The 23,618-nt window shown below is 61.4% G+C and carries 18 protein-coding genes; 16 read left to right on the top strand and 2 right to left on the bottom strand.

Annotation, left to right across the window (positions count from 1 at the left end):
• The first annotated feature begins 46 nt into the window (after positions 1-46).
• The 16 genes from nuoG to dnaE all read left to right on the top strand — a co-directional run bounded on the left by nuoG (position 47) and on the right by dnaE (position 20,871).
• Complete coding sequence (gene nuoG, locus AC1PUL_RS09900) at positions 47-2,128, top strand: NADH-quinone oxidoreductase subunit NuoG (protein WP_480468154.1); 2,082 nt, start codon at positions 47-49, stop codon at positions 2,126-2,128.
• A gap of 12 nt (positions 2,129-2,140) precedes the next feature.
• A complete protein-coding gene (gene nuoH, locus AC1PUL_RS09895) occupies positions 2,141-3,184 on the top strand; it encodes an NADH-quinone oxidoreductase subunit NuoH (RefSeq protein WP_480468153.1) in 1,044 nt (347 codons plus the stop codon).
• Positions 3,185-3,223: 39 nt separating this feature from the next.
• Positions 3,224-3,715 carry an NADH-quinone oxidoreductase subunit NuoI gene (gene nuoI, locus AC1PUL_RS09890; RefSeq protein ID WP_298462429.1) on the top strand — a complete coding sequence of 164 codons (492 nt, stop codon included), beginning with the start codon at positions 3,224-3,226 and terminating at the stop codon, positions 3,713-3,715.
• Between the two features lie 152 nt (positions 3,716-3,867).
• Positions 3,868-4,482, top strand: coding sequence for an NADH-quinone oxidoreductase subunit J (locus tag AC1PUL_RS09885; RefSeq protein ID WP_480468151.1), 615 nt, complete (start codon positions 3,868-3,870; stop codon positions 4,480-4,482).
• Positions 4,483-4,510: 28 nt separating this feature from the next.
• Positions 4,511-4,819, top strand: a complete 309-nt coding sequence (nuoK, locus tag AC1PUL_RS09880; protein WP_480468150.1) for an NADH-quinone oxidoreductase subunit NuoK — start codon at positions 4,511-4,513, stop codon at positions 4,817-4,819.
• Between the two features lie 7 nt (positions 4,820-4,826).
• Positions 4,827-6,821: an NADH-quinone oxidoreductase subunit L gene (gene nuoL, locus AC1PUL_RS09875; RefSeq protein WP_480468148.1), complete on the top strand. Its 1,995-nt coding sequence runs from the start codon at positions 4,827-4,829 to the stop codon at positions 6,819-6,821.
• Complete coding sequence (locus AC1PUL_RS09870; protein WP_480468147.1) at positions 6,821-8,332, top strand: NADH-quinone oxidoreductase subunit M; 1,512 nt, start codon at positions 6,821-6,823, stop codon at positions 8,330-8,332. The genes nuoL and AC1PUL_RS09870 overlap by 1 nt, the downstream gene beginning before the upstream one ends.
• A gap of 18 nt (positions 8,333-8,350) precedes the next feature.
• Entirely contained in the window at positions 8,351-9,796 is a 1,446-nt protein-coding gene (nuoN, locus tag AC1PUL_RS09865; RefSeq protein ID WP_480468146.1) for an NADH-quinone oxidoreductase subunit NuoN, read from the top strand.
• On the top strand, positions 9,793-10,560 hold the full coding sequence (locus tag AC1PUL_RS09860) for a biotin--[acetyl-CoA-carboxylase] ligase (protein ID WP_480468145.1): 768 nt from the start codon (positions 9,793-9,795) through the stop codon (positions 10,558-10,560). The genes nuoN and AC1PUL_RS09860 overlap by 4 nt, the downstream gene beginning before the upstream one ends.
• A gap of 18 nt (positions 10,561-10,578) precedes the next feature.
• Positions 10,579-12,246 carry a ribonuclease J gene (locus AC1PUL_RS09855; protein ID WP_480468144.1) on the top strand — a complete coding sequence of 556 codons (1,668 nt, stop codon included), beginning with the start codon at positions 10,579-10,581 and terminating at the stop codon, positions 12,244-12,246.
• Between the two features lie 55 nt (positions 12,247-12,301).
• The gene (gene mce, locus AC1PUL_RS09850) at positions 12,302-12,706 is read left to right on the top strand and encodes a methylmalonyl-CoA epimerase (RefSeq protein WP_480468142.1); all 405 of its coding nucleotides are present in this window, start codon (positions 12,302-12,304) and stop codon (positions 12,704-12,706) included.
• 146 nt (positions 12,707-12,852) lie between these two features.
• Positions 12,853-13,134, top strand: coding sequence for a DUF1467 family protein (locus AC1PUL_RS09845; RefSeq protein WP_480468140.1), 282 nt, complete (start codon positions 12,853-12,855; stop codon positions 13,132-13,134).
• Between the two features lie 497 nt (positions 13,135-13,631).
• Entirely contained in the window at positions 13,632-14,954 is a 1,323-nt protein-coding gene (proS, locus tag AC1PUL_RS09840) for a proline--tRNA ligase (RefSeq protein ID WP_480468138.1), read from the top strand.
• A 66-nt stretch (positions 14,955-15,020) separates the two neighbouring features.
• Positions 15,021-16,328, top strand: a complete 1,308-nt coding sequence (locus AC1PUL_RS09835; protein ID WP_480468137.1) for a lipoprotein-releasing ABC transporter permease subunit — start codon at positions 15,021-15,023, stop codon at positions 16,326-16,328.
• 13 nt (positions 16,329-16,341) lie between these two features.
• Entirely contained in the window at positions 16,342-17,031 is a 690-nt protein-coding gene (locus AC1PUL_RS09830; RefSeq protein WP_480468136.1) for an ABC transporter ATP-binding protein, read from the top strand.
• A 339-nt stretch (positions 17,032-17,370) separates the two neighbouring features.
• Entirely contained in the window at positions 17,371-20,871 is a 3,501-nt protein-coding gene (dnaE, locus tag AC1PUL_RS09825) for a DNA polymerase III subunit alpha (RefSeq protein ID WP_480468134.1), read from the top strand.
• 2 nt (positions 20,872-20,873) lie between these two features.
• Here dnaE and AC1PUL_RS09820 read toward each other — a convergent pair whose 3' ends face one another.
• A complete protein-coding gene (locus AC1PUL_RS09820) occupies positions 20,874-22,106 on the bottom strand; it encodes a L,D-transpeptidase family protein (protein WP_480468133.1) in 1,233 nt (410 codons plus the stop codon).
• A 208-nt stretch (positions 22,107-22,314) separates the two neighbouring features.
• Entirely contained in the window at positions 22,315-23,598 is a 1,284-nt protein-coding gene (locus AC1PUL_RS09815) for a DNA polymerase IV (RefSeq protein WP_480468132.1), read from the bottom strand.
• Positions 23,599-23,618: the final 20 nt, after the last annotated feature.

Genomic DNA, 23,618 nt, shown 5'->3' with positions numbered 1-23,618 from the left:
GAATGCCACGGCAGGATGCGCGGAAGCGTGAGGCAGGAAGGCGAATATGGCTAAGCTGAAGATCGACGGCAAAGAGGTCGAGGTTCCGGATCATTTCACGCTGTTGCAGGCGTGTGAGGAAGCGGGCGCCGAGGTTCCGCGGTTTTGTTTCCATGAGCGGCTGTCGGTCGCCGGCAATTGCCGCATGTGCCTTGTCGAGGTGAAGGGTGGCCCGCCGAAGCCGGCAGCCTCCTGCGCCATGGGCGTCCGCGACATTCGTGGCGGCCCCAACGGCGAACTGCCGGAAGTCTTCACCAACACGCCGATGGTCAAGAAGGCCCGCGAAGGCGTGATGGAATTCCTGCTGATCAACCACCCGCTGGATTGCCCGATCTGCGACCAGGGCGGCGAATGCGATCTGCAGGACCAGGCCATGGCGTTTGGTATCGACTCGTCGCGCTACACCGAGAACAAGCGCGCCGTCGAAGACAAGTATATCGGCCCGCTGGTCAAGACCGTGATGAACCGCTGCATTCACTGCACGCGTTGCGTCCGCTTCACCACCGAAGTCGCCGGTATCGCCGAGCTCGGCCTGATCGGTCGTGGCGAAGATGCCGAGATCACCACCTATCTTGAGCAGGCGATGACGTCGGAGCTCCAGGGCAACGTCGTCGACCTCTGCCCGGTCGGCGCACTGACCTCCAAGCCCTTCGCCTTCACCGCCCGTCCTTGGGAACTGAACAAGACCGAATCGGTCGACGTGATGGACGCCCTCGGCTCGGCAATCCGCGTCGACACCCGCGGTCGCGAAGTCATGCGCATCATGCCGCGCGTCAACGAGCAGATCAACGAAGAGTGGATCTCCGACAAGAGCCGCTTCGTCTGGGATGGCCTCAAGACCCAGCGTCTCGATCGCCCCTACGTCAAGAAGGACGGCCGCCTGCAGCCGGCCAGCTGGGCGGAAGCCTTCGCAGCCATCAAGTCGGCGGTCGCCTCGACCTCTGCCGACAAGATCGGTGCCGTCGCCGGTGACCTCGCTTCGGTCGAAGAAGTCTTTGCTCTGAAGTCGCTTGTCAACGCACTCGGGTCTGCGAATACCGACTGTCGCCAGGATGGGACGGCACTCGATCCGTCGCTCGGTCGCTCGACCTACCTCTTCAACGCCGGCATCGAAGGCATTGAAGCCGCAGACGCAATCCTCATCGTCGGCGCCAACCCGCGCTACGAAGCAGCCGTTCTCAACGCCCGCATTCGCAAGCGCTGGCGCCGTGGCGGCCTGCCGATCGGCGTGATCGGTGAAGGTGGCGAACTGCGCTATCCTTACGAATATCTTGGTGCTGGTACCGAGACCCTGTCCGACCTCGTTTCCGGCAAGAACAGCTTCGCCGAAACGCTGAAGGCCGCCAAGAACCCGCTGATCATCATCGGCCAGGGCGCTCTGATCGGTGCCGAAGGCAAGGCGGTTCTCGCAAATGCCGCCAAGCTCGCAGCCGATGTCGGCGCCCTCACGGACGAGTGGAACGGCTTCAGTGTTCTGCACACCGCAGCCGCCCGCGTCGGCGCGCTCGACCTCGGCTTCGTGCCGGGCGAAGGGGCAGTCGCTGCCGCTCAGATGCTCTCCTCGCTCGACGTCGTCTTCCTGCTCGGCGCTGACGAACTCGACTTCTCCGCCAAGACCGCCAAGTGCGTCGTCTATATCGGCAGCCATGGCGACAACGGCGCGCACCATGCCGACGTCATCCTGCCGGGCGCGACCTACACCGAGAAGTCGGGCACCTGGGTCAACACCGAAGGCCGCGTCCAGATGGGCAACCGCGCCGGCTTCGCGCCGGGCGAGGCCCGCGAAGACTGGGCGATCCTGCGAGCCCTTTCCGACGTGCTCGGCAAGAAGCTGCCGTTTGATTCGCTGTCGCAGCTGCGTGCCAAGCTCTATGAAGCCTACCCGCATTTCGCCGAGATCGACGAGATCGCAGCCGGCTCTTCGGCCGATATTGCTGCACTGGCGAAAAAACCCGGGAAGATGGGCAAGTCTCTGTTTGCGTCGCCGGTCAAAGACTTCTATTTGACGAACCCGATCGCGCGTGCTTCGGCCGTCATGGCCGAGTGCTCGGCATTGGCCCGCAACAACTTCAAGGCTGCGGCAGAGTAAGGGCAGGGGACCATGGATAATTTCGTTTCCACCTATGTGTGGCCGGGCGCCATCATCGTCGGGCAGTCCCTGCTGCTGCTCGCCTGCCTTCTGGTGTTCATCGCCTACATCCTTCTCGCTGACCGCAAGATCTGGGCCGCCGTCCAGCTGCGTCGTGGCCCGAACGTTGTCGGCCCCTGGGGTCTCTTCCAGTCCTTCGCCGACCTTCTGAAGTTCGTCTTCAAGGAGCCGATCATTCCGGCCGGCGCCAACAAGGGCGTCTTCCTGCTGGCCCCGCTCGTCGCCGTGACGCTTGCGCTCGCGACCTGGGCCGTCATTCCGGTCAATGCCGGCTGGGTGATCGCCAACATCAATGTCGGCATCCTCTTCGTCTTCGCGGTCTCCTCGCTCGAAGTCTACGGCATCATCATGGGTGGCTGGGCGTCGAACTCGAAGTATCCGTTCCTCGGCGCGCTCCGCTCGGCGGCGCAGATGGTGTCCTACGAAGTGTCCATGGGCTTCGTCATCGTCACCGTCCTGCTTTGCGTCGGCTCGCTGAACCTCACCGACATCGTTCTGGCCCAGAACACCGGTCTTGGCACGATGATGGGTCTTCCGGCCTCCTTCCTCGACTGGCACTGGCTGGCGCTCTTCCCGATGTTCGTGATCTTCTTCATCTCGGCATTGGCAGAAACCAACCGTCCGCCCTTCGACCTTCCGGAAGCTGAATCGGAACTCGTCGCCGGCTTCATGGTGGAATACGGCTCGACCCCGTACATGATGTTCATGCTCGGCGAATATGCCGCCATCGTCCTGATGTGCTCGCTGACCACGATCCTGTTCCTCGGGGGCTGGCTGCCGCCGGTCGACGTCTGGTTCCTGAACTGGGTCCCTGGCATCATCTGGTTCGTGCTGAAGGCAACCATGGTCTTCTTCATGTTCGCCATGGTGAAGGCATTCGTTCCGCGCTACCGCTATGACCAGCTGATGCGTCTCGGATGGAAGGTCTTCCTTCCGATCTCGCTCGCCATGGTCGTCATTACTGCATTCGTGCTCAAGCTGATGGGTTGGGCGTGATGACGCCCGCCCGGACACTCGGCTGATTAGGAGAACAAGATGGCTTCGCTCACCCAGGCTATCAATTCGCTCTTCCTGAAGGAGTTCGTCGGCGCATTCTTCCTGTCGATGCGCTACTTCTTTAAGCAGAAGGCGACGATCAACTACCCGTTCGAAAAGGGCCCGGTTTCGCCGCGCTTCCGGGGCGAACATGCGCTGCGCCGCTATCCGAACGGCGAAGAGCGCTGCATCGCCTGCAAGCTCTGCGAGGCGATCTGTCCTGCCCAGGCCATCACCATCGAGGCCGGGCCGCGCCGCAATGACGGTACCCGCCGCACGGTGCGTTATGACATCGACATGGTGAAGTGCATCTATTGTGGTTTCTGCCAGGAAGCCTGCCCGGTCGACGCGATCGTCGAAGGTCCGAACTTCGAGTTCGCCACCGAGACCCGCGAGGAACTCTATTTCGACAAGGCACGCCTGCTTGACAACGGCGACCGCTGGGAACGTGAAATCGCGCGCAACATAGCGTTGGACGCTCCCTACCGTTGATCCCTTCGGGGGCAATCGCCCAAGGCGGAGCGCGGGGCTTCGCCGGGGCACATGATGAAATTTGTAACGGGCGTGCCGATGGGGATATCGGTCACGCCTAATCGGGCGGCGGGGCAGGGCCCTCGTCCGGGGGAAGATGAAAAGGCACCAACATGGGTCTTCAGGCTCTCTTTTTCTATCTCTTCGCCTTTGTCGCGGTGGCTTCGGCCTTCATGGTGATATCGGCTCGGAACCCGGTCCATTCGGTCCTGTTCCTCATTCTGACCTTCATCAACGCTGCCGGCTTGCTGCTCCTCACGGGCGCTGAGTTCCTGGCGATGATCCTGCTGGTCGTCTATGTCGGCGCGGTGGCGGTTCTCTTCCTCTTCGTCGTCATGATGCTCGACATCGACTTCACCGAGCTTCGCGCAGGGGCTGCGAAATACGCGCCCATCGGTGCGCTGATCGGTCTGATCGTCGCCGTCGAACTCGTGGTCGTGATCGGTGGCACCGCAATCAGCCCCGAGGCAATGAACGCGATCACCCAGCCGATCCCGGCGATTTCCGAGCGGCAGAACACCCAGGCGATCGGCGACGTGCTCTACACGGACTACGTCTTCTTCTTCCAGATCGCGGGCCTTGTCCTGTTCGTCGCCATGATCGGCGCGATCGTGCTGACGCTGCGCCACCGCACCAATATCAAGCGCCAGGACATCTCTGCCCAGGTCGCACGCACGCCCGAGACGGCCGTCAAGGTGGTCAAGGTCAAGCCGGGCCAGGGCGTCTGAGCCGAGTACGAGGTCAAGGAACAGAAAAATGGAAATCGGTCTTTCCCACTACCTCACGGTCAGTGCCATCCTCTTCACCCTCGGGGTCTTCGGTATCTTCCTGAACCGCAAGAACGTGATCGTCATCCTGATGTCGGTCGAACTGATCCTGCTCGCGGTCAACATCAACATGGTCGCTTTCTCGACCTTCCTCGGCGATCTGGTCGGCCAGATCTTCGCGCTGTTTATCCTGACGGTCGCCGCCGCAGAAGCGGCCATCGGTCTCGCGATCCTGGTGGTGTTCTACCGTAATCGCGGCTCCATCGCCGTCGAAGACGTCAACATGATGAAGGGCTGATCGGGTCATGATCTACAAGGCTATCGTCTTTCTCCCCCTGATCGGCTTCCTGATCGCCGGCCTTTTCGGCCGCCAGATCGGCGCCAAGGCATCGGAATACATCACCACCGGCCTGATGATCATCGTGGCGGTCCTGTCGTGGGTCGTGTTCTTCAACGTCGCGATGAGCCACGAGGCCCATGAGGTCATCAAGGTTCCGGTGCTGCGCTGGATCCAGTCCGGCGGCATTGATGTTGAATGGGCATTCCGCGTCGACACGCTGACGGCGGTCATGTTCGTGGTCGTCAACTCGGTGTCGTGCCTCGTGCACCTCTACTCGATCGGCTACATGCATCATGATCCGCATCGGCCGCGCTTCTTCGCCTATCTGTCGCTCTTCACCTTCGCGATGCTCATGCTCATCACGTCGGACAACCTGCTGCAGATGTTCTTCGGCTGGGAAGGCGTGGGTCTCGCGTCCTATCTCCTGATCGGTTTCTGGTACAAGAAGCCGTCCGCCTCGGCCGCCGCCATGAAGGCCTTCATCGTCAACCGTGTCGGTGACTTCGGCTTCATCCTCGGCATCGGTGCCATCTTCGTGATGTTCGGCTCGATCAACTTCGAGACGATCTTTGCCTCGGCCCAGACCTATCTCCCGACCGATCCAAACGCCGCGCCGGAAGTGGTTCTCAACCTCTTCGGCCTCGAGCTCGACCGCAGCCATGCGCTGACCGGCGCCTGCCTGCTGCTCTTCATGGGCGCGATGGGCAAGTCGGCGCAGTTCCTGCTGCACACCTGGCTGCCGGACGCCATGGAAGGCCCGACCCCGGTTTCGGCCCTCATTCACGCCGCAACCATGGTCACCGCCGGCGTCTTCCTTGTCGCCCGCATGTCGCCGGTCTTCGAACTGTCGCCGGATGCTTTGATGGTCGTGACCATCGTCGGTGCGATCACGGCCTTCTTCGCCGCGACCGTCGGCCTCGTGCAGAACGACATCAAGCGCGTCATCGCCTATTCCACCTGCTCGCAGCTCGGCTACATGTTCGTGGCACTCGGTGTCGGCGCCTATGGCGCAGCCGTCTTCCACCTCTTCACGCACGCCTTCTTCAAGGCGCTCCTGTTCCTTGGAGCCGGCTCGGTCATCCACGCCGTCGATGGCGAGCAGGACATGCGCTACATGGGTGGCCTCCGGAAGCATATCCCGGTCACCTTCTGGGCCATGACGATCGGTACGATCGCGCTGACCGGTGTTGGTATCCCGGGAACGGTCATCGGAACGGCCGGCTTCTTCTCGAAGGACTACATCATCGAGTCTGCCTTTGCCTCGCATTCGGCTGTCGGTGGCTTCGCCTTCACGCTGCTGGTCATCGCGGCGCTGTTCACGAGCTTCTACTCCTGGCGTCTGGCCTTCCTGACCTTCTTCGGCAAGCCCCGCGCATCGGCGGATGTCATGCATCATGTGCATGAAAGCCCGCAGGTCATGCTGATCCCGTTCTACCTGCTCGGTTTCGGCGCGCTCTTTGCCGGCTTCATCTTCCACGACTACTTCTTCGGTCATCACTATGCCGAATTCTGGAAGGGAGCGCTCTTCACGCTGCCGACCAACACGGTCCTGGAAGAGTTCCATGACGTGCCGAAGTGGGTGAAGTGGAGCCCGTTCATCGCCATGTCGATCGGCTTCGTCACCGCCTGGTACATGTATATCAAGAACCCGTCGGCCCCGAAGAAGCTCGCCGAACAGCAGTGGATGCTCTACCAGTTCCTGCTCAACAAGTGGTACTTCGACGAGCTCTACGACTTCCTGTTCGTGCGCTCTTCCAAGGCCCTTGGCCGCTTCCTCTGGAAGAAGGGTGACGTTGCCACAATCGACGCCTATGGCCCGAACGGCGTTGCCTCGGCCGTCAGCGGTCTGACCCAGAAGGTCGTCCGCCTGCAGTCGGGTTACCTTTACCACTATGCCTTCGCGATGCTCATCGGCATTGCGGCCCTCGTTACCTGGATGATGCTCGGGAGCTCCCTCTGATGACCGATTGGCCCATTCTCTCGACGGTCACCTTCCTTCCTCTGGTCGGCGTGGCTCTGCTGCTGCTGACCCGTGGTGACACGGCGCTTGGCCGCCGCAACATCCTGAACGTGTCGCTGCTGACGACGGTCTTCACCTTCGTCGTGTCGCTCTTCATCTGGATCAACTTCGACAATTCGAACACCGGCTTCCAGATGGTGGAGAAGCATGCCTGGCTCGGAACCGGCATTTCCTACCATGTCGGCGTCGACGGCATCTCGATGCTCTTCGTCATCCTGACGACGCTGCTCATGCCCTTCTGCATTCTTGCGAGCTGGAACTCGGTCGAGAAGCGCCTGAAGGAATACATGATCGCCTTCCTGGTGCTCGAGACCCTGATGATCGGCGTCTTCGTGTCGCTCGACATCGTCCTGTTCTACGTCTTCTTCGAAGCCGGCCTCATCCCGATGTTCATCATCATCGGCGTCTGGGGTGGCAAGGACCGCGTCTACGCGTCGTACAAGTTCTTCCTCTACACGCTGCTCGGCTCGGTGCTGATGCTGCTCGCCATCATGGCCATGTATTGGGAAGCCGGCACGACGGATATCGCACTGCTGCTGCAGTATGACTTCCCGCCGCAGATGCAGACCTGGCTCTGGCTTGCCTTCTTTGCCTCCTTTGCGGTGAAGATGCCGATGTGGCCGGTCCATACCTGGCTGCCGGACGCGCACGTGCAGGCACCGACCGCTGGCTCCGTCATCCTGGCGGGCATCCTCCTGAAGCTTGGCGGCTACGGCTTCCTGCGCTTCTCGCTGCCGATGTTCCCGCTCGCTTCCGACTTCTTCGCACCTTTCGTCTTCGCGCTGTCGGTGATTGCCATCATCTACACCTCGCTGGTCGCGATGATGCAGGAAGACATCAAGAAGCTGATCGCCTATTCCTCCGTCGCCCACATGGGTTACGTGACCATGGGTATCTTTGCCGCCAACCAGCAGGGCGTGCAGGGGGCGATCTTCCAGATGATCAGCCACGGCTTTGTGTCCGGCGCGCTCTTCCTCTGCGTCGGCGTGATCTATGATCGTCTCCATACCCGCGAGATCGCGGCCTATGGCGGCCTGGTCAACAACATGCCGAAATACGCGCTGGCCTTCATGGTCTTCACAATGGCCAATGTCGGCCTGCCGGGCACCTCGGGCTTCATCGGCGAATTCCTGACCCTCGTCGGCGTGTTCCGCGTCAACACCTGGGTCGCGCTCTTCGCCGCCACCGGCGTCATCCTTTCGGCTGGCTATGCGCTCTGGCTCTATCGTCGGGTCATTTTCGGTGCGCTCGAAAAAGAGAGCCTGAAGAGCATGCTCGACCTGACCGCCCGCGAAAAGCTCGTGCTTTACCCGCTGATCGTGCTCACCATCTTCTTCGGCGTCTACCCGGCTCCCATTCTTGATGCGACCGCCGCTTCCGTCGACAATCTGGTGAACAACTACTCCGCAGCCTTGCAAGCAGCCCAGTCTCTGGCGCTGGTTGCGAACTGACGACAGGATCCTTTGGACATGACCGTTGAAACTCTCATTGCTAGCCTGCACCTGGTCACGCCGGAACTGATCCTGGCCGTGGGCGCCATGGTGCTGCTCATGATCGGCGTGTTTTCGGGCGAGAAGTCGAACAGTGTCGTCACCGGACTTGCGATCGCACTCCTGATCTTCTCGGGCGCCTGGCTCATCTTCTCCGGTGCGGAAGGAGAGGCCTTCAACGGCGCCTACCTCGCCGACGGCTATGCGACCTTCATGAAGGTCCTCGCCCTGATCGGTTCAATCACGGCAATGATCATGGCGGTCGGTCACGCCCGCTACGACCACCTCGACAAGTTCGAGTTCCCGGTTCTGCTCGTGCTCGCGACCCTCGGCGTCATGCTGATGATCTCAGCCAACGACCTGATCACGCTCTACATGGCGCTCGAACTGCAGTCGCTGGCCCTTTACGTCGTCGCTGCGATCAACCGCGACAGCCTGCGCTCCACCGAAGCCGGTCTCAAGTACTTCGTGCTTGGCGCGCTGTCCTCGGGCATGCTGCTTTACGGTATGTCGCTGGTCTACGGCTTCACCGGCAACACCGGCTTTGATGAAATCGCCGCCGTTCTCTCGCAGGGCGAACCCTCGCTCGGCCTGATCTTCGGCCTCGTGTTTGTCCTGGCCGGTCTGGCATTCAAGATCTCAGCCGTGCCGTTCCACATGTGGACGCCGGATGTTTACGAAGGCGCACCGACTCCGGTCACCGCCTTCCTCGCCGCTGCCCCGAAGATCGGCGCCATGGCGATCTTCGTCCGTATCGTCATCGAAGCCTTCCTGCCGATCTTCGCCGAGTGGCAGCAGATCGTCGTCTTCATTGCGATTGCTTCGATGGTTCTCGGTTCGGTCGCCGCAATCGGCCAGAAGAACATCAAGCGACTGATGGCCTATTCCTCCATCGGTCACATGGGCTATGCGCTGGTCGGCCTCGCCGCCGGCAATGACACCGGTGTTGCCGGCGTCTTGCTCTACATGATGATCTATCTGGTGATGACGCTCGGCACCTTCGCCTGCATCATGGCCATGCGCCAGAAGGAAGGCGGCAATGTAGAGAACATCGACGATCTCGCCGGCCTCTCGACGACGCGCCCCTTCATGGCCTTCGTGCTGACTGCGCTGATGTTCTCGCTCGCCGGCATCCCGCCGTTGGCAGGTTTCTTCGCCAAGTACTTCGTCTTCGTGGCGGCCATCGAAGCCAAGCTCTATGCGCTGGCGATCATCGGTGTGCTCGCCTCGGTCATCGGCGCCTACTACTACCTGCGCATCATCAAGGTCATGTGGTTCGACGAGGCCAAGGGCGAATTCGCCCGCACCGCCGTCGAGCTGCGCCTCGTCTTCGGTCTCTCCGGTCTCTTCGTGGTCGGTTACGTCCTCTTCGGTGGCCCGCTGGGTACGGCTGCAGAGGCTGCTGCAAAGACGTTGTTTAATTGACCAGCTTCGGAAGACCGCGCCGGATTTCGCTTGATGATTTCCGGCACGAGGCCCTCGACGATGTTTCGTCTACCAATACGGAAGCCTTCGCCCGCGCTCGCGCGGGCGATTCCGGTTTTCTATGGGTCACGGCGGAACGCCAGACCGGTGGTCGCGGCCGACGCGGTCGCCAATGGGTCTCGGAGCGTGGCAATCTTTATTCAACCCTTCTTTTGATTGATCCCGCACCGGCCGAGACGCTGGCGTCACTGCCGCTGGCCGTGGCCGTTGCAGTTCATGCCGCCATTCAGACGGTCATTCCCGCCGGCGGAGAACCGGTCGAGATCAAGTGGCCGAATGATGTTCTGATCGGGCGCAAGAAGACCTCCGGAATCCTGATCGAGGCGGAGCGTCTGGCCGATGGTCGCATGGCGCTGGCCATCGGAATCGGGATCAACATCAAGGCCCGCCCGGATCTGGCGCTTTACCCGGTGACCTCACTCGCCGATCAGGGCGCCTCGATCTCCCCTCAGGAGCTCTTCGCCCATCTCTTCGCGGAGATGGCTGAGGTGCTGGCCGTGTGGGATGAGGGCAGGGGCATTGCCGAGATCGTCCGGCGCTGGCGCCTCGTCGCCTGCGGTATCGGTGAGAAAATCACCGTGAACCTGCCGGATCGCTCGATTTCCGGTATCTTTTCCGGAATCGATGATAAGGGAATTTTGTTGCTCGACCGGGGCCCCGACGGAATGATGTCGGTTGCCGCCGGAGATGTGTTTTTCGGGTAGACTGGATCGGAAGTAAGAATGGCCAAGAACGACGAACTGGTTTTCCTGCCGCTGGGCGGCGTGGGTGAAATCGGCATGAACCTCGCATTGTACGGCTATGGCCCGCCGTCCAATCGTCAGTGGATCATGGTCGACTGCGGCGTGACCTTTGCCGGACCCGATCTGCCGGGTGTTGATCTGGTCCTGCCCGATATTCGCTTCATCAAGTCGCAGAAAAAGAACCTCAAGGGCATCATCATCACCCATGCCCATGAAGACCATTACGGCGCCCTGAACGATCTCTGGCCTGGCCTGAACGTGCCCGTCTATGCCTCGCGCTTTACCGCCGGCATGCTGGAAGCCAAGCGTGATTACGAAGGCTCGCGCGCCGAGATCCCGATCACGCCCTTCAAGCAGGGGGACCGCATCAATGTCGGCCCCTTCGAGATCGAAGCGATCGGCGTCAACCACTCGATCCCCGAGCCGATGTCGCTCGTCATCCGCACGCCGCTTGGCAATGTCGTCCATACCGGTGACTGGAAGATCGACCACAATCCCTCGCTCGGACCGCTGACTGACGAAGCCCGTTTCCGCGCCGTGGGGGACGAGGGCGTTCTGGCGCTCCTCTGCGACTCGACCAATGCGCTGCGTGACGGCGTGTCGCCCTCGGAAGAGGAAGTTTCCAAGGGCCTGCAGAAGATCATCGAGGCCGCCGAAGGCCGCGTGGCGATCACCACCTTCTCCTCCAACGTCGGTCGTATCCGCTCCATCGCCCAGGCCGCCGAAGCCGCCGGTCGTGAAGTCCTGCTGCTCGGCAGCTCGCTGAAGCGTGTCACGAATGTCGCCCAGGACATCGGCATCATGCAGGGCATCAAGCCCTTTATTGCCGAGGACGAATACGGCTTCATCCCGCGCGACAAGATCGTAGTCATCCTGACCGGCTCGCAGGGGGAGCCGCGCGCAGCGCTGGCCAAGCTCTCGCGCGACGAGATGCGCAATGTCGCGCTCACCTCAGGCGATACGGTCGTCTTCTCCTCGCGCGCCATACCCGGCAACGAAAAGGCCATTCTCGAGATCAAGAATGGTCTGATCGAGCAGGGCGTACACATCATCACCGACAGTGAAGCGCTCGTGCATGTCTCCGGCCACCCGCGCCGCAACGAGCTTCTGAAGATGTATGAATGGGTCCGCCCGCAGATGCTGGTTCCCGTTCATGGCGAGGCAGCCCATCTGGTGGCGCAGCGGGATCTCGGATTGCAGGCCGGCATTCCACTGGTCCCGCATGTCCGCAATGGTGACATCCTGAGGATTGCCCCGGGCCCGGCCGAAGTCATCGACCAGGCCCCCTTCGGCCGCGTCTACAAGGACGGCAAGCTGGTTGGCGATATGGAGGAAATGGGCATCGCTGACCGCAAGAAGCTCGCCTATGTCGGCCATGTCGCCGTCAGCGTGCTTCTCGACAGCCGCTACGACTTCCTCGGCGACCCCGATGTCGTGCCATTTGGCCTGCCGGAATTCGATGACGAGGGCGAGTCGATGGAAGACACGCTCTATGATGCCGTCCTCGGTGCCGTCGAGAGCATCCCGCGCAGCCGCCGCAAGGATCTGGAGACCGTTCGCGAGGCGGTTCGCCGCGCAGTACGCTCCACGGCCAACGAAGCCTGGGGCAAGAAGCCTGTCGTCACGGTCTTCCTGACCAAAGTCTGAGGGACGGCGCGGGCAGGGATGACCTAATCTTTGCCCGCAAAGACGGGAGGAAAACATGCTTGGCCGCGTCAATCACATCGCCATCGCCGTTCCGGATCTTGCCGTCGCGACGGCGAGTTACCGCGACACGCTGGGGGCCAAGGTCTCCCAGGCGCAGGCGCTGCCGGAACATGGCGTGACCGTTGTTTTCGTCGAACTCGAGAACACCAAGGTCGAACTCCTCGAACCGCTCGGCGAAGGCTCGCCGATAGCCGCCTTCCTGGAGAAAAACCCCTCAGGCGGCATGCACCATATCTGCTACGAGGTGAATGATATCCTCGCTGCACGTGACCAGCTCTCGGCTTCCGGCGCCCGCGTGCTCGGTAGCGGTGAACCCAAGATCGGTGCCCATGGCAAGCCGGTCCTGTTTTTGCATCCAAAGGACTTTTTCGGTACGCTGATCGAGCTGGAGCAGGTCTAGCAACTGTTCACGCACGGATGAAGCGTTGTTGATCCAAAGCGGGCCTTGCCTGCGACGCTTTGGCCTTTGTGCCTCGTGGCATCCGTGATTATAGGGAACAAACGGCGCAGGCGGGGACCTGCTGTACAGCTCTGGAGCGAAACATCATGGCAATCCTGTCGGGACTGGCGGTCTATTTCGTGATCTGGTGGCTGGTGCTGTTTGCAGTCCTGCCGATCGGATTGCGCACCCAGGACGAGGACCAGAACGTCGTGCCGGGCACTGTGGCAAGTGCGCCGACTCGTTTCCGCGCCCTACGCATCTTCCTGATGACAAGCATCGTCTCGGCTGTGATCTATGGCGCCTGGTACGTGGCCGGTACCTACTTCGACATTGGTTTCAATGACCTGCCGATTATCGTCCCGGGGCTAGAGCCGAGAGCCCTGTAAGGGGAGCAGGCCGGGCCCGCTTGCGAAACGCCAAAAAAAAACAAGGTCAAAAGACCTTGTTCGAAGCTTCGCGTGATCCTTCACCATTTAAGGGGCTGCGAACGTGCGCGCCTAGATCTGATCCTCCCAAGACTTGACCGCGAGTTGGCAAAGATTTGAACTCCCTGCCTGTTTTATGGGCTGAACCTAGCCCAAACAGTGATCGTTGTCACCCCTGAATCTTGCAGATTTGTTACAGTCGTCCAAAAAAATTTTCGGGCCTGTTTTTGTCGTATGAAGGTCATGCAAAGACCCAAATTCCGGTGTTTGGGTGTCAAGTTTTACGCGGGGCTGCTTCCGGTTTGGCAAGCAATGACGACCTCCTGTGGGCTTCCAACGCGAACCATGCTTGCGGGTTTTCTTCTGGAGACCAACCAGCTATGAACGCTGCCTGACATCCTGTTTCAATCGCTGATTCCGCCTGTTCGGGCGGCATCGACAACCATCTGGAATTCGTTATGCGTCTGTCGCGCTACTTCATGCCGATCCTGAAGGAAAACCCCAAGGAAGCCGAGATCGTGTCTCACCGCCTGATGCTGCGGACGGGCATGATCCGCCAGCAGAGCCAGGGCATCTATTCCTGGCTGCCGCTCGGCAAGCGCGTGCTGGACAAGGTCAACGCGATCATCCGCGAGGAGCAGAACCGCGCCGGCGCCATCGAGCTGTCGATGCCGACGCTGCAGTCGGCGGAGCTCTGGCAGGAAAGCGGCCGTTACGAGGCCTATGGCAAGGAAATGCTGCGCATCAAGGACCGCCAAGAGCGTCCGATGCTCTACGGCCCGACCAACGAGGAAATGGTCACGGACATCTTCCGTTCCTACGTGAAGTCCTACAAGAGCCTGCCGCTCAACCTCTACCACATCCAGCTGAAGTTCCGCGACGAGATCCGTCCGCGTTTCGGCACCATGCGCTCGCGCGAATTCCTGATGAAGGATGCCTATTCCTTCGATCTGACGCGCGAAGACGCAATCCATTCCTATAATAAGATGTTCGTGGCTTACCTGCGCACCTTCGACCGGCTTGGCCTGCGCGCCATCCCGATGCGCGCAGACACCGGCCCGATCGGCGGCAACCACAGCCACGAATTCATCATTCTCGCCGACACCGGAGAATCGGAAGTCTTCTGCCACAAGAGCTTCGTCGATTTCGACATTCCCGCCGTCGACACCGATTTCGACAGCGTTGATGGCCTGCAGTCGGTCTTCGACAAGTGGACCTCCGTCTACGCCGCGACATCCGAAATGCATGAAGAGGCCGCTTTTGATGCCATTCCGGAAGGCGAACGCCTCTCGGCGCGTGGCATCGAGGTCGGCCACATCTTCTATTTCGGCACCAAGTATTCCGAGCCGATGGGCGCCAAGGTGCAGGGCCCCGACGGCAAGGAACACCTTGTCCACATGGGCTCCTATGGCATTGGCCCGACGCGCCTTGTTCCCGCCATCATCGAAGCCTCGCATGACGAGAACGGAATCATCTGGCCGGCCTCGGTCGCACCTTTCGATGCCGTCGTGATCAACATGAAGCCGGGCGACGAAGGCTGCGACACGACCTGTGACCGCCTGTACGTCGCGCTGCAGAATGCCGGCAAGGATGTGCTCTACGACGACACCGACGATCGTGCCGGCACGAAGTTCGCGACCGCCGATCTGATCGGTGTTCCCGTGCAGGTCATCGCCGGCCCCCGCGCCGTCGCAGCCGGCGAAGTCGAGCTAAAGGACCGCAAGACCGGTGCCCGCGAGACGCTGACGATCGAAGCGGCGATCAACAAGCTGACGGCCTGAGGCGAAAGAGCCTCAGCCGAACCGAGACTGGGCGCGCCATGAGCGAGCCCGAGGCAGGGAGAGACCATGGCGACGACGGCCGCTGGCAACGAGACGGTGGACACGGGCAAGGCCGCATCCGCGCGCGCCTTTTCCGGATTTGAGCGGATGGTGGCCTGGCGCTACCTCCGTGCCCGGCGCAAGGAAGCCTTCATTTCCGTCATCGCCGGCTTTTCCTTCATCGGGATCATGCTCGGTGTGGCGACGCTGATCATCGTCATGGCCGTGATGAACGGCTTCCGCACCGAGCTCGTCTCACGCATCCTCGGCATCAACGGCCACATGGTCGTTCAGGCCGTGGATCAACCGCTCAGCGATTATGCAGGTCTTGCCGAACGCTTCGCGGCCGTTCCCGGCGTGACCATGGCGCTGCCTCTCGTCGAGGGCCAGACGCTCGCCTCGGGCCGTCAAGGGGCAGGAACCGGTGCACTCGTGCGCGGCATTCGTCCGGATGATCTGACCAAGCTCACCGTCGTGTCCTCGAACATTCGTCAGGGCGACATGGTCGGCTTCGCCACGGGGCAGGGCGTGCTGGTCGGCTCGCGCATGGCAGCCCAGTTGGGCCTGTCGGCCGGCGATACGATCACGCTGGTCTCCCCGGAAGGCGATATCACGCCGCTTGGCGTCAATCCGCGGGTCAAGTCCTATCCGGTCTCGGCGATCTTCGAGATTGGGATGTCGGAATATGACGCCTCTATCATCTACATGCCGCTGGAAGAGGCGCAGCTCTATTTCAATGTCGAGGGCATCGTCCAGTCGATCGAGCTTTTTATCGCCGATCCCGATTCCGTCGATGAGCTTCGCCCGCAGATCGAGGAAGCAGCCGGCCGGCAGATCTTCCTCACCGACTGGCGCCAGCGCAACCAGACCTTCTTCTCGGCGCTCCAGGTCGAGCGCAACGTGATGTTCATGATCCTGACGCTGATCGTGCTCGTTGCCGCGCTCAACATCATCTCGGGCCTGATCATGCTGGTGAAGGACAAGGCAAGCGACATCGCCATCCTGCGCACCATGGGGGCCACCTCGGGCGCCATCATGCGCATCTTCTTCATGACGGGCGCCGCAATCGGCACTGCGGGCACGCTCGCCGGTGTCTTTCTCGGTGTCATCGTTTGTCTGAACATCGAGAGCATCCGCCAGTTCTTTTCCTGGGTCTCCGGCACCGTGCTCTTCGATCCTGAACTCTACTTCCTGAGCCAGCTGCCAGCCGACATGAATGTCAGCGAGACCATCTCCGTGGTCGTGATGGCGCTCAGCCTGTCCTTCATGGCGACCATCTTCCCGGCCTGGCGGGCCTCGCGTCTGGATCCCGTCCAGGCCCTGCGTTACGAATGAGGATGCCGAGATAATGGCAAAAGACGTGGTTCTCTCGCTTTCCGGCATTGATCGCCATTATGGCCAGGGCGAGACCGTGCTCTCCATCCTGAAAGGCGCCGATTTCACCCTGCGCACCGGTGAAACGGTCGCCCTTGTGGCGCCCTCCGGCACCGGCAAATCGACGCTTCTCCATGTCGCGGGTCTGTTGGAGCACGCCGACGGTGGCGAAGTGACGGTGGGCGGCGTTGCCTGCCAGGAACTCGGCGATGAGCAGCGGACCGCCATCCGTCGAAAGTCGATCGGCTTCGTCTATCAGTTTCACCACCTCCTGCCGGAATTCTCCGCGCTGGAAAACGTGATGATGCCGCAGCTGATCGCCGGGCTTTCCAAGGCCGAAGCGGCCGAGCGTGCCAAGCAGCTTCTGGATTATATGCGAGTCGGCCATCGTGCCGACCACCGTCCGGCCGAACTCTCCGGCGGCGAGCAGCAGCGCGTGGCGATCGCCCGTGCTGTGGCCAATGCGCCCCTGGTTCTTCTCGCAGACGAGCCGACCGGCAACCTCGACCCCGATACGGCAAGTTACGTTTTCTCCGCCCTTGAGGCCCTGGTCCGCCAGTCCGGCCTCTCGGCGATGATTGCCACTCACAACCACGAGATCGCCCGGCGCATGGACCGCTGCGTGACCCTGGTGGACGGCAAGGTCGTCGAACTCGAGCTCTGACCTCCTTATCTCCTGCTCTCATCGTTGAACCTGTTGAGCCTCGGTCAAATTTGTTCCACCGAGCTCACAGGTTTTTTTGGGTTGACAATGGAACAGGATGAGAACAAAATAAAAACATAAAGAGACAGGAGACGCGCATGACTGAAATACTTCGTGACGTTGCTGCATTTGCCTCGATGGCCGTGTTCGTATCCAGCATGGCCCTTTTGATGATGGCTCTCTGAAAATTGCGGGCGGCAAAGCTGGTGAGGAAGGCTTTGCCGCCCGACTTCCTTCTGGACTTCGCAGGCGCGAAGACCGAAAATCCCGACCGATTCAGACAATGAGGAATGAAGCGGTATGGGCGAGGACAGCGTCGGTAAGGAAGCGTCCGGTGGACTGGGTGACGGCCCGGGTTTCGTGCACTTGCGCGTGCATTCCGCCTATTCGCTTCTCGAAGGCGCGCTGCCGCTGAAAAAGATCCTCGGCAAGGCAGTGGCCGACAATCAGCCGGCAATTGCCATTACCGACACCAACAATCTCTTCGTCGCGCTCGAATTCTCCCAGAAGGCGCTGGGCGACGGCATTCAGCCGATCATCGGCTGCCAGCTGTCGATCGACATGGAGGATGGCGCCGGCGAAAAGCGCGGCGGCAACGGCCATATGCCGGACCTGCCGTCGGTCGTTGTCCTGGCCTCGGATGCCGATGGTTACGAGCGGCTGGTCGATCTCGTCAGTCGCGCCTATCTCGGCGGCGATGCCGGCCAGCCCGTGCATGTGAAACTGTCCTGGTTCCGGGAAAGCGGCGCCGAAGGCATGATCCTGCTGACGGGTGCTTCGGGTGGCCCGATCGACAGGTTGCTGAAGGATGGCCATCGCGCTCAGGCGGAAAGCCGTCTGCTGGCCTTGAAGGATCTGTTCGGTGACAGGCTCTATGTCGAATTGCAGCGCCATGGCGACTATGACCGCACCCATGAGCGGCGCATGGTGCAGCTCGCCTATGAGCATGACATCCCGCTGGTCGCGACAAACGAGGCCTTCTTTCCGGCCAAGGACGATTACGACGCCCATGATGCCCTGATGGCCGTTGCCCACAACGCGATCGTGTCCAATGACGATCGCTTTCGCCTGACCCCGGATCATTATCTGAAGAGCCGGGCGGACATGATGAAGCTGTTTGCGGATCTGCCCGAGGCGCTCGAGAACTCGGTCGAGATCGCCCGTCGCTGCTCCTTCATCCTCGATACCCGCAAGCCCATTCTGCCGCGCTTCACCGGCGGCAGCGACGATCCGGAAGAGGCCGAGCGCGAGGAGGCGCTCGAACTGCGCCGCCAGGCGGAGGAGGGGCTCGACCAGCGCCTGGCAGCCCTCGGCATGGCACCGGGTTACGAAGAGAAGGACTATCGCGAACGGCTGGAATTCGAGCTCTCGGTCATCGAGCGCATGAAGTTCCCCGGCTACTTCCTGATCGTTTCGGACTTCATCAAATGGGCTAAGCAGCATGACATCCCTGTTGGCCCCGGTCGTGGTTCCGGTGCAGGCTCGCTGGTCGCCTATGCGCTGACCATCACCGATGTCGACCCGCTCCGCTTCTCGCTGCTGTTCGAGCGCTTCCTCAATCCGGAACGCGTATCGATGCCCGACTTCGACATCGACTTCTGCCAGGAGCGCCGCGAAGAGGTCATCCGCTACGTGCAGCGCAAATATGGTCGCGAGCAGGTGGGCCAGATCATCACCTTCGGATCGCTGCAGGCGCGTGCGGCGCTCCGCGACGTCGGTCGCGTGCTTGAAATGCCCTATGGCCAGGTCGACAAGATCTGCAAGCTCGTGCCCAACAACCCGGCCAATCCGACACCGCTCTACAAGGCGATCGAGGAAGAGCCGAAGCTGCGCGAGGCCGCCGAGGAGGAGCCCGTTGTCGCGCGGCTCCTGGAGATCGCCCAGAAGATCGAAGGTCTCTATCGCCACGCCTCGACCCACGCCGCCGGTATCGTCATCGGCGACCGGCCGCTGTCGAAGCTGGTGCCGATGTATCGCGATCCGCGCTCCGACATGCCGGTCACCCAGTTCAACATGAAATGGGTCGAGCAGGCCGGTCTGGTGAAGTTCGACTTCCTCGGTCTGAAGACGCTCACCGTTCTCAAGACGGCGGTGGACTTCGTCGAGGAACAGCGTGGCATCAAGGTCGATCTTGCAGCCATCGCGCTCGATGACGTCAAGACCTACGAAATGCTGTCGCGGGGCGAGACGGTCGGGGTCTTCCAGGTGGAAAGTGCCGGCATGCGCAAGGCGCTGATCGGCATGCGGCCAGACTGCATCGAGGACATCATTGCGCTCGTCGCGCTCTACCGACCGGGTCCGATGGAAAACATCCCGGTCTACAATGCGCGCAAGCACGGCGACGAAGAGATCGAATCGATCCATCCGACCATCGACTATCTTCTGAAAGAAACCCAAGGGGTTATCGTCTATCAGGAACAGGTCATGCAGATCGCGCAGGTTCTCTCGGGCTATTCGCTCGGTGAGGCCGATCTGTTGCGCCGCGCCATGGGTAAGAAGATCAAGGAGGAAATGGACAAGCAGCGCGCCCGTTTTGTTGAAGGCGCGGTGAAGAATGGCGTGTCGAAGCCCCAGGCCGACAACATCTTCGACCTGCTCGCCAAGTTCGCCAATTACGGCTTCAACAAGAGCCACGCGGCGGCCTATGCCATCGTCTCCTATCAGACGGCCTTTATGAAGGCGCATTACCCGGTCGAGTTCCTCGCCGCCTCGATGACGCTCGATATGTCGAACACCGAAAAGCTGGTCGACTTCCGCCAGGATGCCGGCCGCCTCGGCATCGAGGTCGTGCCCCCTTCGGTCCAGACCTCCTATCGCCATTTCCAGACCGGCCCGAACCGCATCTATTACGCGCTCGCCGCCATCAAGGGCGTCGGCGAAGGCGCGGTTGATCACATCGTCGAGGTCAGAGGCGACAAGCCTTTCGACAGCATCGAGGATTTCTGCCTCCGGATTGATCCCAAGCAGATCAACCGCCGCGTCTTCGAAAGCCTGATTGCCGCCGGCGCATTCGACTGCTTCGGCCGCGACCGTGCCGAACTTGTCGGCAGCATTGACCGCATCATGGGTTACGCTCAGCGCGCCCAGGAAAACGCCGTCAGCGGCCAGTCCGACATGTTCGGTTCCGGTGGCGCAAGCGGCCCCGAGCGCATCGCCTTCGCGCCCTACACCCCCTGGCTTTCCTCTGAAAAGCTGATGCGCGAATTCCAGGTGCTCGGCTTCTATCTCTCTGCCCATCCGCTCGACGCCTATCGCGACCTCCTGGAAAAGCTGCGTGTCCAGAACTTCGCGGATTTCTCGGTGGCCGTGAAGCAGGGGGCCACCGTCGGGCGTCTCGCCGGCACCGTGATCTCGCGTCAGGAGCGCAAGACCCGCACCGGCAACAAGATGGGCATCATCACCTTCTCGGATGCCTCTGGCCAATACGAAGCCGTCCTCTTTTCAGAAGGGCTGAACCAGTATCGCGACCTGCTGGAGGCCGGCAAATCGCTGGTGCTCACGGTTCAGGCTGAAGAACGCCCCGAAGGCATCGGCTTGCGCATCCAGACGGCCCAGTCGCTGGAGGAGCAGTCAATCCGCATGCAGAAGGCGATGCGCGTCTTCGTCCGCGATTCCGGCCCACTGCGTGCCGTCGCCGCCCATCTCAATGCAAGAGGCGATGGGCTCGTCTCCTTCATCGTCATCAAGGATGACGGCAAGCGCGAGATCGAGGTGGAGCTGACAGAGCGCTTCCGCATCTCACCGGAAATCGCCGCTGCCATGCGCTCGACCCCGGGTGTGCTTGACGTAGAACTCGTGTGAGCTCAGGCCCGTGGTTTCTCGCGGGTCACGGTAATGAAGTCGGTTCCGTCGCCGGTTTCGGGGCCGATGCCGGTATCGGAAATCGTGATCGACGATCCCTCGCTCAGCATCGTCTCGATCCGTGCCCTGATATCGTCGGGGATGACGATGCGGGAAAGTGCCGCCTCTGCCGTGAAGAGCGCCGGATCGTCTGCCGGGATCGTGATCCCGAGACGCGCTTGCGTCGTGGACGTCAGATGATCCTCAAGGGTTACACCGCGCCAGTCTGCCTTGCGTTTGAAGCGATCGACATCGGTTGCCTCGATGAAATGCGTTCCGAGCGCCTTTTCCGGCTCCTTGATATCGACGGGCGCGGAGAAAAGCGGCGAGAATTTCTGCCGTATCATCAGCTGCCCCATCGGCGGATGATCTTCGCCGGCCTGCTGATAAAGAGCCGCAAGGAAGGGCTTGGAGAGGATCTCCCCATCCTTTTCGATGGTGTTCTTCTCCTTGAAGGCGCGGATCGCCGATATCGTGCGGGTGCCGAGCAGGCCATCGGGAAGACCGGCATCGAAGCCGAGCTTGTTCAACAGCCGTTGCACGTCGAAGGCGATATCGCGCTGCGTGCGACGGGTGATCAGGATCCGCAGCGGCGGCGGCTCCTCGATGGTGAGTTTCGTCTGCGCGCCGCTGCGCGGCGGAACCGCATTCATCGCCACTTCGACGGGCTTCAGCGCCGCCTCGACCCGGCTGGGTCTGAGTTCGACATCGGAGAGAAGGCCACCATCGTCGACCGGCAGGCGCGGTGTGAAGAGATTGGCGTGGCGGATGGTCTTCGGCGCGACCGGATCATCGGTGATGATTACATGTGCGCCGCGCTCGGTCATCGAGAACAGCGTCTTGGCAAAGCCGTTGGGCAGGCGCACGCAGCCATGCGAGGCCGGGTAGCCGGGCAGCTTCCCCTCATGCAGTGCGATCCCGGACCAGGTCAGCCGCTGCATGAAGGGCATCGGCGCGTTCGAATAGAGATTGGACTCGTGATATTTGCGCTTCTCCAGGATCGAAAAGATGCCCGAAGGCGTCGTATGCCCGGGTTTTCCGGTCGAAACCTTGGATGTCGCGACGACCTCGTCACCGTCATAGACGGTCAGCGTCTGGTCTGCTTTCGAAACATAGATCTGAAGCGGCCCATCAGCGGCAAGCGCGGTACTGGCCATGAGGGAGAGGCTGAAGGCGAGGGCGATACGCTGGAACATGGCCGACCACTTGGAACGCGAGACATCAATCCTGGGCAGTCTATTCCGCGATGTTTAAGAAAAGTTTCGCGGCAAAACCACCGCTCGGCTTCTCACACGGCTGTGATGGATCTGTCCCCCGCCGGCATACCTGCCTTCCGCAAGAAACGCAGTCAAACCAGCTCGAACCGGGCCACGAACGGCGCAGACTGATGCCGAGACGCATCCCCTATCTCTTTGAGGGAAACGTATATCCGGTCAGCACGGTCCCCTTGCCGAACTTGTCGCGCAACTTGTCCATCGCCGCTTCCGCCGCCGCCCGCCGCGATGCCTGGGCGTCGACGAGATCGGGCGGATCGGCAAGTGCCGGATCCTGGAGATCGCTCACGCCGATGCCGATCAGGCGAAACTTCGTGCCATCGGTCTCCTTTTCGAGGAGGGACATCCCCGTCCGGAAAATCCGGTCGGCGAGCTGCGTCGGATCGTCAAGCCGACGGTTGCGCGTTCGCAGTTTGAAATCAGCGGTCTTCAGCTTCAGCACGACGGTCTGTCCGGCAATCTCGTGGCGCTTTAGCCGCCATGCCACCTTTTCCGAAAGCGCCCTGAGATGCGCCACCAGTTCGTCCAGCCTGTGGATGTCATCGAAGAAGGTCGTCTCGGCGGAAACGCTCTTGGCGGGATCATTCGGATGAACTGTCCGGTCGTCGATACCCCGTGAGAGCCGCGCGAGGCGTTGACCCATGGAGCCGTAGCGGCGCATCAGCTCGGTTTCGTCCATGATCTGCAGCTGACCGATCGTTCGGATGCCGTCGGCCTGCAGCGTTGCCGCAAAGGCCTTGCCGACACCCCAGATCGTCGTCACCGGCTTGTCGGCGAGAAAGGCCAGTGCCTCGGCCTCGCCGATCACCGAGAACCCGCGCGGCTTCTGCAGGTCGGATGCGACCTTGGCGAGGAACTTGCAATAGGAGAGCCCGACGGAGACGGTGATCCCGATCTCCTGCTCGATGCGCCGCGCAAGACGGGCAAGCACCCGGGCCGGCGGATCGTGATGCAGGAGCTCCGTGCCTTTGAGGTCGAGAAAGGCCTCGTCGATCGAGATCGGCTGCACAAGCGGCGTCAGCTCCTCCATCATCGCCCGGACCTCGCGGCCGACACGCGCATATTTCTCCATATCGGGCTTGATGACGACGGCTTGCGGGCAGGCCTCCAGCGCCTTGAACATCGGCATCGCCGAGCGCACGCCATGAATGCGCGCCACGTAGCAGGCGGTCGAGACCACGCCGCGCTTGCCACCGCCGATGATCACGGGTTTGTCGATCAAATCAGGATTGTCGCGCTTCTCCACGGACGCATAGAAGGCGTCGCAATCGATATGCGCGATCGACAGGTCATAGAGTTCCCCGTGGAAGACAAGCCGTGGGCTGCCACAGGACCGGCAGCGCCGCGCAGCCTCGACCTGCCCGGTCAGGCAGTCTCGACAGAAGCCGGGATGAGCAGGTGTGGTGCGGGTCATGGCCGGAACAAAGATTGAAC

Source organism: Rhizobium sp. P43 (assembly GCF_056730705.1).
Note: the sequence above shows the minus strand (reverse complement) of the source record. Positions and strands in the feature narration are given on the sequence as shown.